At 65.4% G+C, this 12,003-nt stretch carries 10 protein-coding genes and 1 pseudogene; 9 read left to right on the top strand and 2 right to left on the bottom strand.

Features of this window, described 5'->3' with window-relative positions; genetic code table 11:
- The first annotated feature begins 84 nt into the window (after window positions 1–84).
- The 4 genes from P8A20_RS07570 to P8A20_RS07555 all read left to right on the top strand — a co-directional run bounded on the left by P8A20_RS07570 (window position 85) and on the right by P8A20_RS07555 (window position 5,113).
- A complete protein-coding gene (locus P8A20_RS07570) occupies window positions 85–1,818 on the top strand; it encodes an alpha-glucosidase (RefSeq protein ID WP_306103175.1) in 1,734 nt (577 codons plus the stop codon).
- Between the two features lie 70 nt (window positions 1,819–1,888).
- The gene (locus P8A20_RS07565) at window positions 1,889–3,211 is read left to right on the top strand and encodes an ABC transporter substrate-binding protein (protein WP_306103174.1); all 1,323 of its coding nucleotides are present in this window, start codon (window positions 1,889–1,891) and stop codon (window positions 3,209–3,211) included.
- A 94-nt stretch (window positions 3,212–3,305) separates the two neighbouring features.
- The gene (locus P8A20_RS07560) at window positions 3,306–4,199 is read left to right on the top strand and encodes a carbohydrate ABC transporter permease (RefSeq protein ID WP_219568418.1); all 894 of its coding nucleotides are present in this window, start codon (window positions 3,306–3,308) and stop codon (window positions 4,197–4,199) included.
- Window positions 4,200–4,201: 2 nt separating this feature from the next.
- Window positions 4,202–5,113, top strand: coding sequence for a carbohydrate ABC transporter permease (locus tag P8A20_RS07555; RefSeq protein ID WP_306103173.1), 912 nt, complete (start codon window positions 4,202–4,204; stop codon window positions 5,111–5,113).
- Window positions 5,114–5,653: 540 nt separating this feature from the next.
- On the opposite strand, the gene P8A20_RS07550 is transcribed toward P8A20_RS07555, so the two are convergent.
- On the bottom strand, window positions 5,654–7,042 hold the full coding sequence (locus P8A20_RS07550; protein WP_306103172.1) for a hypothetical protein: 1,389 nt from the start codon (window positions 7,040–7,042) through the stop codon (window positions 5,654–5,656).
- Window positions 7,043–7,384: 342 nt separating this feature from the next.
- Complete coding sequence (locus P8A20_RS07545; RefSeq protein ID WP_076968385.1) at window positions 7,385–7,972, bottom strand: hypothetical protein; 588 nt, start codon at window positions 7,970–7,972, stop codon at window positions 7,385–7,387.
- 184 nt (window positions 7,973–8,156) lie between these two features.
- Between P8A20_RS07545 and P8A20_RS07540 the strand changes: the two genes are divergently transcribed.
- From P8A20_RS07540 to P8A20_RS07520, 5 genes and pseudogenes are all read left to right on the top strand, one after another.
- Complete coding sequence (locus P8A20_RS07540) at window positions 8,157–8,387, top strand: hypothetical protein (protein ID WP_076968386.1); 231 nt, start codon at window positions 8,157–8,159, stop codon at window positions 8,385–8,387.
- A 69-nt stretch (window positions 8,388–8,456) separates the two neighbouring features.
- Window positions 8,457–8,636: pseudogene (locus P8A20_RS07535) on the top strand (transporter); the annotation flags it as partial.
- A gap of 34 nt (window positions 8,637–8,670) precedes the next feature.
- Window positions 8,671–8,928 carry a helix-turn-helix domain-containing protein gene (locus tag P8A20_RS07530; protein WP_306103171.1) on the top strand — a complete coding sequence of 86 codons (258 nt, stop codon included), beginning with the start codon at window positions 8,671–8,673 and terminating at the stop codon, window positions 8,926–8,928.
- 452 nt (window positions 8,929–9,380) lie between these two features.
- Window positions 9,381–11,441 (top strand): GNAT family N-acetyltransferase, encoded by a 2,061-nt coding sequence (locus P8A20_RS07525; protein WP_306103170.1) that lies wholly within the window; start codon window positions 9,381–9,383, stop codon window positions 11,439–11,441.
- 17 nt (window positions 11,442–11,458) lie between these two features.
- The gene (locus tag P8A20_RS07520; protein ID WP_069169201.1) at window positions 11,459–11,917 is read left to right on the top strand and encodes an ASCH domain-containing protein; all 459 of its coding nucleotides are present in this window, start codon (window positions 11,459–11,461) and stop codon (window positions 11,915–11,917) included.
- Window positions 11,918–12,003 lie beyond the last annotated feature (86 nt).

Genomic DNA, 12,003 nt, shown 5'->3' with positions numbered 1-12,003 from the left:
CCAGGCCGCACAGGGCGCACCCGCGGTCTCGAACACCCCAGCGATGTCACTTAAAGTAATCATGCGAACGCGATGAGGTTTGACGTGCCCGTGAATGAAGCCAATCCTGCCGACTCCTGGTGGAGCGAGGCGGTGGTCTACCAGATCTACCCGCGCAGTTTTGCCGACTCCAACGCGGACGGAATCGGCGACCTCCAAGGCATCATCGAGCGTCTCGACCATCTGTCCCAGCTCGGTGTCGACGTTCTGTGGCTCTCCCCGGTCTACCCGTCCCCGCACGATGACAACGGTTACGACATCAGTGACTACCAGGACATTGATCCGCTCTTCGGCACGCTCGACGAGTTCGACCGGCTCTTGGCCGCGGTCCACGAGCGCGGCATGAAGCTCGTGATGGATCTGGTGGTCAACCACACCTCCGACGAACATCCCTGGTTCACCGCGTCCCGCGACGGCGGCCTGCAGGGAAGCAATCGGGACTGGTACATCTGGCGCCCCGCCCGTGACGGCATGGAACCCGGCACCCCGGGCGCCGAGCCCAACAACTGGGGATCCTTCTTCTCCGGCCCCGCCTGGACCTACGACGAGGCGAGCGGCGAGTACTACCTGCACCTGTTCTCCCGCAAACAGCCCGACCTCAACTGGGAGAACCCCGCCGTCCGCCAGGCGGTTCACGCCATGATGCGCTGGTGGCTCGACCGTGGGGTCGACGGCTTCCGCATGGACGTCATCAACCTCATCTCCAAGACACCCGGCCTGCCCGACGGAGCCGTGCACGAAGGCAGCCGGCACGGTGACGGCAGCCCCCACTACATCTGCGGCCCCCGCATCCATGAATTCCTCGCCGAGATGCACCGCGAGGTCTTCGAAGACCACCCGCGCCAGCTGATGACGGTCGGGGAGATGCCCGGTGTCACCGTGGAGGAGGCCACACTCTTCACCGATCCCGCCCGCCGCGAGGTCGACATGGTGTTCCAGTTCGAGCACGTGGGCCTCGACCAGGGCCCCGGCGGCAAGTTCGACGTCCGCCCGCTGAAGCTGACCGACCTCAAGGCCAGCCTCGGCCGCTGGCAGACCGGCCTGGGCGAGACCGGCTGGAACAGCCTCTACTGGAACAACCACGACCAGCCCCGCATCGTCTCCCGCTTCGGCGACGACACCCCGGCCCACCGCGACCGCTCCGCCAAGCTCCTCGCCACCGTGCTCCACCTGCACCGCGGCACCCCGTACGTCTACCAGGGCGAAGAGCTCGCCATGGCCAACGCCCCCTTCGCCTCGATCGACGACTTCAGGGACATCGAGTCCCTCAATCACCACCGCGAGCAGACCGCTCTCGGAGCCGACGAGGAACAGACCCTGGCAGGACTGCGCCACCGCAGCCGGGACAACGCCCGCACCCCAATGCAGTGGGACACCACCCAGCACGCCGGCTTCACCACCGGCACCCCCTGGATCCAGGTGAACCCCGACCACACCAGCGTCAACGCCAAGGCCCAGCTCGCCGACCCCGACTCCGTCTTCCACTACTACCGCCGCCTGATCGCCCTGCGGCACACCGAGCCCGCCCTCACCCACGGTGACTTCCACATGCTGCAGCCCGACCACGAGCAGCTCTACGCCTTCACCCGCCACGACGCGGCATCCGGCACCGAACTGCTGGTCCTCGCCAACTTCAGCGGAGCCGACCTCACCGTCGACCTGCCCGACGGCTGGGAACACAGCGAGACCCTCATCGCCAACGTCCCGGCCTCCACACCTCTCACGGCCCCGCACACCCTGCAGCCCTGGGAAGCCCGTGTCCACCGCCGCAATACCTGACCAGCCCCACCTGAACACCCGTACCGCCTCCCCCCGCACCGCCCTGACCCTGCACACCCAAGGAATCCTCATGACGAACATGCGCTTCCGTGCTCCGCGCCGCACCACCCGACGAGCCCTGCTCGCCATGTCCGCTCTGGCACTCGTGGCGCCGCTGACCGCCTGCGGCGGCGGATCGGACACCGCCGAGGGAGACGGCAAGACTCTGCGCCTGTGGCACTACGAGCAGGAGGACGGCGCCCTGAGCAACGCCTGGGACTCGGCCATCGCGGAGTTCAAGAAGACCCACCCCGACGTGAAGGTCGTCTTCGAACGCAAGACGTTCGAGCAGATACAGCAGAACGCCGGCATGATCCTGAACTCCGACAAGGCGCCCGACGTCATGGAGTACAACAAGGGCAATGCCACCACCGGCCTGCTCGCCAAGCAGGGCCTGCTCACCGACCTGACCTCCGTCGCGAAGGAACGCGGCTGGGACAAGAAGATCAGCGAGAGCGCGTCCGTCACCGCCCGCTACGACGCCAACGGTGAAATGGGCGGCGACAAGTGGTACGGCGTCCCTAACTACGGCGAGTTCGTCCTCGCGTACTACAACGACGACCTATTCAAGAAGCACAACATCACCAAGCCCACCGACCTCCAGAGCTTCGAGGCCGCCCTGGCCGACTTCAAGGCCGCCGGAATCACCCCGCTCGCCAACGCCGGCAACGACCACCCCGCCGGCCACTGGCTCTACCTCCTGGCCCTGGCCAAGGCGAATGACGCCTGGGTCGACGACTACCAGCTCTACAAGGGCAAGGTCGACTTCCACGGCCCGGAGTGGACCTACGCGGTCGAAACGTACAAGGACTGGCTCGACAAGGGCTACTTCGAGAAGAAGGACGTCGGCCTCAAGGGCAGCGACATGACCGAGCAGTTCGTCTCGCAGAAGCGCCCGATCATGGTCGGCGGTAACTGGTGGTTCGGCGGCCTGACCACCGACATCACCGACTTCACCTGGTCCACCGCCCCCTACCCCGGCAGCAAGAAGACCCTCGGCTCCGGCGGCAACCACTGGGTCGTGCCCACCAAGGCGAAGAACAAGAAGCTCGCCGAGGACTTCATCGACATCACCATGTCGGACAAGATCCAGAAAATCCTCGGGGAAGAGGGCAACGTCCCGCTCGCTGTGAAGCCGGACTCCATCGAAAACCCCAAGTCCCGCGAGCTCATCACCGCGTTCAACACCTACCAGGACGGCAAGGGGCTCGCCTTCTACCCGGACTGGCCGGCACCCGGCTACTACGACACCTGGATGGGCGCCACCCAGAACCTCATGAACGGCGGCAAGCCCCACGCCGTCCTCGACGAGCTCAAGGCCCCCTACGAGAAGTACACCGCCACCCGGCGCTGAGACTGACCCGCCCGAACCCGCGCGTCAGTCCCTTCTTCCCGGGGACGGCGGCCCGCCCGCACCGGGCCGCCGTCCCGCCCCTCTTGGAGCAACAGTGAAAACCACACGTCACCCGCGGCCCACGGGATACGCCGTCTTCCTCGCCCCCGGCCTGCTACTGAGCCTGCTCTTCCTCGTCGTCCCGCTGGTGATGACCTTCTACTACAGCCTCACCCAATGGCAGGGCGTCGGAGAGCCCACCTGGATCGGCTTCGACAACTACACCCGACTCTTCAGCGACGCCGACTTCTGGGCCTCGTTCCGCAACATCGCCTTCGTCATCGTCGGCATCGCCGTCGTCCCCACCCTGCTCGGGCTCTTCCTCGCCGCCCTCCTGTTCGACTACATCGGCAAGAAGCACGGAGACGGCTTCGTCAGCCTCTTCCGCTCCGGCCTCTACCTCCCCCAGGTCATCCCCGTCGCCGTCACCGGGCTGATGTGGGGCTGGATCCTCGCCCCCGAAGGCGCCGTCAACAGCGTCCTCGAAAAGATCGGCCTGAACTCCCTCGCCCAGAACTGGCTCGGAGACCCCGACCTCGCCCTGTGGATGGTCCTCGCCGTCCTCGTCTGGATGCAGCTCGGCTACCCCCTGGTGCTGTTCCTCTCCGGGCTCCAGCGCATCGACCCCGAACTGTATGAAGCCGCTTCCCTCGACGGCGCCACCTGGTGGCAGCGCTTCACCCGCATCACCGTGCCCATCCTGCGGCCCGAGGTCTACGTCGTCCTTGTCACCACCACCATCGCCGGCCTGAAGGTCTTCGCCCAGATCTTCGTCCTCACCGGCGGCGGCCCCGGCAACTCGACCCTCGTCCCCGCGTACTTCGCCTACCAGAACTTCTTCGAGCGCGCCGACGTCGGATACGGCTCCGCGATCTCCAGCACGATCACCCTGCTCGTGCTGATCATCGCCGGAACGATGCTCACCCGCCAGGCGCGCGAGGACGGATGACCATGACCACGCACACCACTTCCACGGCACCCCCCGGCCACCGGCGCAAAGCGGTCAAGGCTGAAGCGGGTAAAGCCAAAGCGACGGGCAACCGCCGCAGCCCCGGCTCCTACGCCGTCCTGGCAGCCGTCGCCGTATTCGTCCTCGCGTTCCTGGCGCCCTTCATCGTCATCCTGCTCAACTCGTTCAAAACCAGCGCGGACTTCCGCACCAACGGGTCGCTGTCCCTGCCCGCCCAGTGGAACTGGAGCATCATCGCCGAAGTCTGGGACCGCGTCGGCTTCACCCAGAAACTCTTCAACAGCATCCAGATCAGCCTCGGCGTCGTTCTCATCGCCGTCCTGCTCGCCCTCTTCAACGCCTACGCCATAGGCATCGGCCGCATCCGCTGGCGCACCCCCTTCCTCATCTTCTTCCTCGGCGTCAACGTCCTGCCGCAAGAGGGCCTCGTATACCCCATCTACTACCTCTTCAAGGAGATGGGCCTCTACGACGGGAAACTCGGCTACACCATCCTCGTCGGCATCACCTACAGCGCCTTCGGCACCTACCTCCTCTCCTCCGTCTTTGCCAGCTTCCCCCGCGAACTCATCGAAGCCGCCTCCATGGACGGAGCCGGCCGATGGACCATCCTGTGGCGCATCGTCCTGCCCATGAGCTGGCCCACCCTCTCGGTGATGTGCGTCTTCTTCTTCGTCTGGAGCTGGAACGAGTTCCTCTACCCACTCGTCCTCCTCATCTCCAACGACAACCAGACCGTCCCTCTCGGCCTGTCCGTCATGCAAGGCCAATACACCAGCGACCCCACCTCCATGAGCGCCGCAGCCCTCCTCGGCATCGTCCCCATGGTCGTCTTCTTCCTCATATTCCAGCGCTCCCTCACCCGCGGTATGACCGCCGGAGCCGTCAAGTAGCCCATCCGCAACACCCCAAAGCCACCCCGGATCCGGCACGCACCGCCCCGCCGCCGGGTCCGGGGTACACCCACGCCTGCGGAGGGGCCCGCACCGCACGGCTCGAGCCGGTGACTCATGTCGAATCTCCCCTCCCGAAGAGGGGGGTGGCTGCTGGCCATGACGCTCGTTTGACGCCCGCAGACGGTAGAGCGGGCCGCTGAGTAGGCTCTGAACTGCGCTTTTCCGGGCCTGCTGGAACCGACATCTTTTCGATGACCCACCATGTCGAGTGCGTCGCGATCCTTGAGCCTGCCGCAAAGGGCGTCTGACCTGCGGTTTCGCTGAGTGTGCGTTATGTGCGCTGTGGGCGTTACGGGCGATATCTTGACGCATGAGCGACGCACGTGACGCACGCCTGACGCACGTTTGACGCACGTTCTGATGAGGCGTCAGGTAATAATTACTGCAGGTGACGGTGTGTCGAGTACGGCTTGAGGGGGGGGGGGCCTCTTTATCGCCTCTTGGTGAATCCGTGTTCGATATCGCCTGTTTTAAGGCTCAGTAGGAACGGGGTCCGTAAGGGCTCCAGTGGCCGAGGAAAGGCTTGAGGTCGTCGGCACTGGGCTTGGGTGGGTTGGGCAGCTTCGGCGCTGCGGCGGACTCGGTGAGGTGCTGGAGCCGGGCGTCCGTGAAGGCGAGCCACGCGCCGATCTCTGTTCTTTCCTGTCCGGGTGGCAGCGATGTGGCGTGGTCGCGTACTGCTGTGACGTATTCGGTCAGGCGCTTGGTCTGGTGCCAGGTGTCTGCTTGTTCTTCGAGGTGCTTGACGCGATAGGCGTAGGCGTATGCGGTGCGCGCTTCCTCCATGGCGGTTTCCCAGCGTCTCTGCTGGGCTTCCCTGGCCTGCTGGTCTGCAAGGCGTTTGTGTTCTGCGGCTTTGCCGCGGAGGTCGACTTCTTGTGCGATTTCGGCGAGTTGGTCTTCTAGTGGCCGGTCGGGGACATCGGCCCATTCGCTCGCACGGTGCGGGCTGCCGCCGCGGAGGATGAAGCGCAGGCGGTTTGAGGGGGTGTAGTCGAAGCGGGCGATGCGCATCCATGAGTGCTTCTTGGCGTCGGCGAGTTCCTTGTCGGTGGGGATGTGTTCGCTGCGGTCCTGTTCTTGAAGGACGAGGAATCCGACGCTTTCGCCTTGGGCGGTGATGGTGAAGTGCGGTGGTGCGCTGCGGCGACGGTGGGGTGGGGGAGCGCCTTGCGTGGTTCCGAGTGCTGCCTTATGGCCTTGTGATTCGGTGGCGGTGATGAGGGCCTGGATGATGCGCAGGGCTCGGCCTTGGATGGATTTGGTGAGCCCCATGGGCTGTGGCTGTTGTTGGAGGGCGGCCACGAGGGGGTGGGGTTTGGTGAGTCTGGCCGGAACGGGGAGCGGGTTGAGTTCGGCGAGGCGCCAGGCGGGGATGTCGGCGAGTTTGATTTCGTAGCCGCGGTGGGTGCGGTATGCGTAGAGCTCTTGTGTGCGCGGGATCTTGCCGGACTTGCGGGCGGTGTTCACCCGTGATGTCCAATTCACTGCGTGCGGTCCGGTTTCGATGGGCTTGATGAGGCAGCCGTCGTTCGCGGCCAGTTCTTCGAGGAGTTGGTCGGTGTAGTTAGTACGGGCGCTGAGTGCGCTCTTGGCGCGTGGCGGTGCCGGCTTGCGGCTGGGCTGTGCGGGTGGCGCGGCGTTCTGCTCGACGGGGCAGATGCCGCGGTCGGTGAGATGCTGCCGCCCTTTGGCGGTGAGGTTGGCGCTCCAGTGCCCTCGGCGTTTGGTGATTCTGATGAGTCCGCGACTCTGCAGTGCCTGAGCGCTGACCTTGAAAGTGCTGTCCGGCCAGACTCCGTCGGGACATCCCTGGCCCACCCAATCGAGCACGGTCTGCTGCCGCTCGTTGAGGGTCTGGTGCATGTGGACCTCTCGCGGCTCCCGGGTGTGTTGCCCCGGAGATGATGCCCGTAACTTCCGCGGTAATTCCGAGCGTTATGAGAGGACGTTCGTTCGGATGAGACGTGTTGCGTGGCCCGCGCATCGGAGTGCAGCAGGCTGCGGAAGCGCGCTCGCCCTCGCTGACCCGCCCGTCCCGCAACAGGGCCCGGGGTGCTGCTGTATGACGGGCATCGCGTGTCGTCATGCGCCGCAGTGTTTCACCCACCACTGACAGACACGTTGTCTGGCATCAGAACGCAGAACACCCTGAAGGACAGAGATCGACCAGGAGCGCAGGTTCACCGGGCCAGAATGGGCCAGCCCTTACTCGTGATCTTCGAGGTACTTCTCGTACTCGTCCATGTATGGATAGCAGTCGTCGGCAGTGGCAAGGTCGCTGCCTTCACAGAGGCTGTACTTGTAGGAGCCATCGGGGTTGCGCTCTTGAGGATCAGGCAGGCCGGTGTCGCGAGCGAAGTCACTACCGTCGTCGGCCCCCTCCGACGCCGAGACACCATCCCGCGCGATGTCGCGGTACCGTCGCTCGGCGTCGGGCGTGAGCTTGCCGCTTTCGCAGTCAGCGGGGTCCTCGACCATGTAGAAGAGGACAGACCAAAAATCCCCGTCCGTCGTCTCATCGCCCTTGACCCGCTCCGTCTCATGCCAGCAGACGGTCCACTCGCCCCCAGGGTCGTCCAGGGAGCTGTAATCACGCCCTCCAGCCCCCGTGTCCAAGCGTGTCGCGTAACCCGCCGCCTTGGCGGTCAGCGCCGCATCATTGAACGACCTCCCCTCCTGACTTGCCAACGGAGGTGCCTTGTCGCTCTGCGGGCTTCCCGTGCCGCCTTGCCCGTCGCACCCCGTCAGGGCAACGACGCCAGCAAGCACCAGCATCGCGATGCGCTTCCTCATGGCTCCCCCTCCGGCGAGTCTGCCGATGATCGCTCTGGATGGTAGTGCAGGAGCCAGATACAGGAGACGGCACCCACGGACGCGCGTTAGCTCAATGAATGCCTGGCGGTACGCTGCCGGCGGCCGACCACCGCCCCGGTCCAGCAGCACCGCTGCCGATACCAGCCTCGAGAAGGAACTCACGGTGACCAAGCCCCTAACGCACAAGCAAGCCCTGGCAGCAGTCATACAAGCTCTCGGCGGAACGTGGGACCCACCGCGCGCCGCTCTGGCACTGCGTCTCGCCGGCTACGAGCCAGCTACCTCGCAGGCCGGCGAGAAGGAAGCGCGCCGGATCCTGCGCGAACTCACCGAAGAGGGAACGATCGTCCGGCCCGACCCCGAGCGTACGGAGTACCACCCTCTAGGAACCTGAGGTTGCGGACGGCTCCCTGCCCGGGCCCGGGTCGTCCGGCACTGACGAGGTTCGTGGTTGAGAGAACGCGTGATCAACCAGGGCCTTTACTACCTGTCGTGGCTCACCCGGTACCGGAGCGCCTTCGACAGCCTGGTCCGCGACAGGCTCGGAGTGCCGACCGCAGCGCAGGTCCTGTGGAGCGCCCCCCGCCTGATCTGTGTTGCCGGCGACTTCACCCTGAGCCTGATCCGCTTTGACGGACATTCGAGATCAGGGGTTCATCCCCGGGAGGATGTCCATCATGGAGAGCATGGGGAAAGAGAAGCCTCGCCGCCCTCGCCGTTCGTTCACGCCGGAGTTCAAGGCCGAGATCGTCGGGCTGTGCCGACGCGGTGACCGCTCGGTCGGACAGGTCGCCAAGGACGTCGAGCTGACCGAGACCGCGGTGCGGGACTGGGTGAAGCGGGCCTCTGCCATCGCCGGGTCTGCCCGGCATCTGGCATTGTCCTCTTCGACCTGTCGTCGAATCGATACGCTTCTCTCCTCGCTCTGCTTCTGACGACGGTGGTCCCTACGGGTGAGTTCGTACACCTCCAACGGAACCCCACTGCTCCGGTATTCGACTTCGCACATGACGGTCAGCGTAGAAGCAGCGCCTACGCGGCCGTGGGGAAGAACGGTCTTGGTCAACCAGCTTGCGGATTCTGCCCATGAGAGACCGACGGGGTGCGTGTCGCGTACGCTCCGAGGCCAGCCGCGTGGGCTCGCGTGGTGCGGCGGCGATGGCCGCTCTGAGGCAAGCCATGGGATACCACCGACGAGCAACCGACGGTCCTGGTCAAGCCGCCGCCAGGCACACCCCCCAACACCGCCGCCCATCCACTCGAACGAAACAAGAGCAGACAGTTTCCCGCCAGTCAGCCGGTTTTGATCAATCGGTGGCTCGCTACCAACGCTGTTGGGCAGTATGCCGTCCTGGGGCATTGTCGGTTGAAGGACCGGAGGGGGAACATGGCGATCAGAGTGTTGCCGGTGTCTGCGGAGCAGTCGGAGCTGCTAGACGCGATCATCGCTTTGGGCGACCGGTACACGAAGTACCTGGGGCTGCTGACGCCGCCTGCCTACCGTAAGCACGCCGAGGACGACGGCCTGCTGGTGGCCCTGGATGGCGAGGAGGTGGTCGGTTACGCGCTCTTCGGGCTTCCCAAGCGGAGTCTGCATGTGAGGCTGGCTCACTTATGCGTTGCAGAGGAGCGCCGAGGCCAGGGTGTCGCTCGTGAGCTGATCGAGGCGATCCGTGCGCGGCACGCCCATAGGCTCGGTATCCGTGCGAAGTGCCGGCGCGACTACGGGCTCAGCAGCATGTGGACGGCGCTGGGCTTTGTCCCCAGGGGAGAGAGCCTGGGGCGGGGCAAAGACAAGGAAACGCTGGACACCTGGTGGCTCGATCTGGGGCACGAGGACCTGTTCACCGAGGCCCAGAGCGATGCGCTGCTGGTGGTGACCGTGGACCACGGTGTGTTCGCCGGGCTGCGCGGTACGGGGACGGAACGCGCTGTTGAGGAGTCGCGTGCTCTCGAAGCGGGATGGCTCGCCGACCTGATCGAGCTTGCCTTCACTCCGCAGCTTCTGCATGACGTGCGTGATGTCGAGGAACGTGAGGCGCGCACCCATCAGCGGGCGGGCCTTGCCGAGCTGCGGTCCCTGTCTCCCGACAGTGCTGCCGTTGCCGTCCGCTTGGAGGAGCTGGTCGCGACAACGGGGAAGGAGGTGCCTGGTGTTCCTCTCGATGGTCGGCAGCGTGCCCGCTTGCGCTACGTGGCCGAGACGTCGTGTGCCGGGCTCCAGGTACTGGTGACGCGCGATCCTGCACTGGCGGCTCTGGCAGATATCGCCTTGGACATCGCAGGGGTCAAGGTCGTCTCCCCGGCGGTGGTCACGCTGCATGTGGACGAACTGCGCCAGGCCCAGGTGTACCGTCCAGCCGATCTCATGGGCACTACCTTCTCCGCCGAGGAGATTGCGCCGGGCGGTGAAAGAGAGTTGGTCGGCTTCTTCGAGCAGGCCGAAGGCGACCGTGGGACGGCCTTCGCGGAACGGCTGAGGAGTCTCGCCAATGACAGGGTGGTGTGGCGCAGGGAGCTGCTCCGGGACGGTGAGGGACATCCGGTAGCCCTCTACGTCTGGGCCATGGACGGCCGCACGCTAAACGTCGCGTTCCTCCGCACGGCATCGCACCGGCTGGAGGAGACCCTTGCACGGCAACTGCTGTTCATGCTCAAGCGGCTCGGCCGAGAGCGAGGGGCGCAGGCAATCCGCATGACCGATCCGTTTCTGTCGCCGGCCGCGATGTCGGCGGCCGGTGCCGACGGCTTCACCGAGGACGAGAGCGGCTACACCGTCCTGCTGGTCGACGTCTGCGGACCTGCCGAGGCCGTGTCGCGGAAGGCGGCGGAGATCGCAGGACGCATGAGACGGTCGGCTCCTCGGCTGGATGAGCGCGTGTCGCCGGAGGTCGCGAGCATGGCCGAGCGGGTGTGGTGGCCGGCCAAACTGATCGACACAGCCCTGCCCTCCTTCATCGCGCCCATCAAGCCGCGATGGTCTACGGAGCTCTTCGACGTTCCGGCCATGCTCGTTCCCCGGGACGACGTCCTGGGCATCAGTCGCGAGCACGTCTACTACCGTTCGTCTGGTCGCCGGGGAGAGAGCGTTCCCGCCAGGATCCTGTGGTACGTCAGTGAGGGGGCTTCCGGGCAGCAGGGCAAGATGGTCATCGGTTGCTCGCGCCTCGACGAGGTGGTCCTCGACGACCCCGACACCCTCTTCTCGCGATTCGAACACCTGGGCGTATATGGTCATGTCGAAGTGCGTGATGCAGCCGACGGGTCGGGGAAGGCCATGGCGTTGAGGTTTTCGGACACGGAGATCTTTCCCGTCCAGGTGACGCATGCGCGAATGACCGCGTTGGCCAAGGGGCTGGGACTACGGTGGGTACCGCCGATGCAGCTGTCGAAGATCAGCAACACGCTGTTCCAGGCCATGTACGAAGAGGGGCACCGAAAGACGTGAGTGATCCGGAACGCGCGATGCTGCTGTCCGTCCACCCTCGGTTTGCCACAGCGATCCTGGCTGGGACCAAGACGGTCGAGGTTCGCCGGCAGCGCGTCGCCGCCTCACCGGGAACTCCTGTGCTCCTGTACGCGACCGCGCCCACGATGGCCATTGTGGGCATGGCGCGGATCTCTTCCGTACAAGTAGCCTCGCCGCGGGAAGTCTGGTCGGCCAACCGCACGAGCGCTGGGATCAGTCGGCGTGAGTACGACGAGTACATGAGTGGAGCGACCCAGGCCAGCGGTCTGTCACTCGAAGAACCGATCACCTTCGAGGCCCCGGTACCGCTGGCCGCTCTGCGTGCCTCGGGATCGTTCCATCCACCGCAGAGCTACCGGTACTTGACCGGTGAAGACCTCCGGAGGGTCGCTCAGGCGGCACCCGTGACCGGTGCGGCCCTTCAAGGTGCACTGAACGACCTGACACCGGCCTAGGTGAGAAACCAGGTGCTTTCAACAGGCTGACCCTGTACTTCCGCTCCCGGACACTGCCCGGCAAACTAGCTCTCCGTAACGGAGAA

The organism is Streptomyces sp. Alt3 (assembly GCF_030719215.1).
Taxonomy (GTDB): Bacteria; Actinomycetota; Actinomycetes; order Streptomycetales; family Streptomycetaceae; genus Streptomyces; species Streptomyces glycanivorans.
The sequence above is the reverse complement of the archived record's forward strand: the minus strand, read 5'-3'. Positions and strand labels throughout refer to the sequence as shown.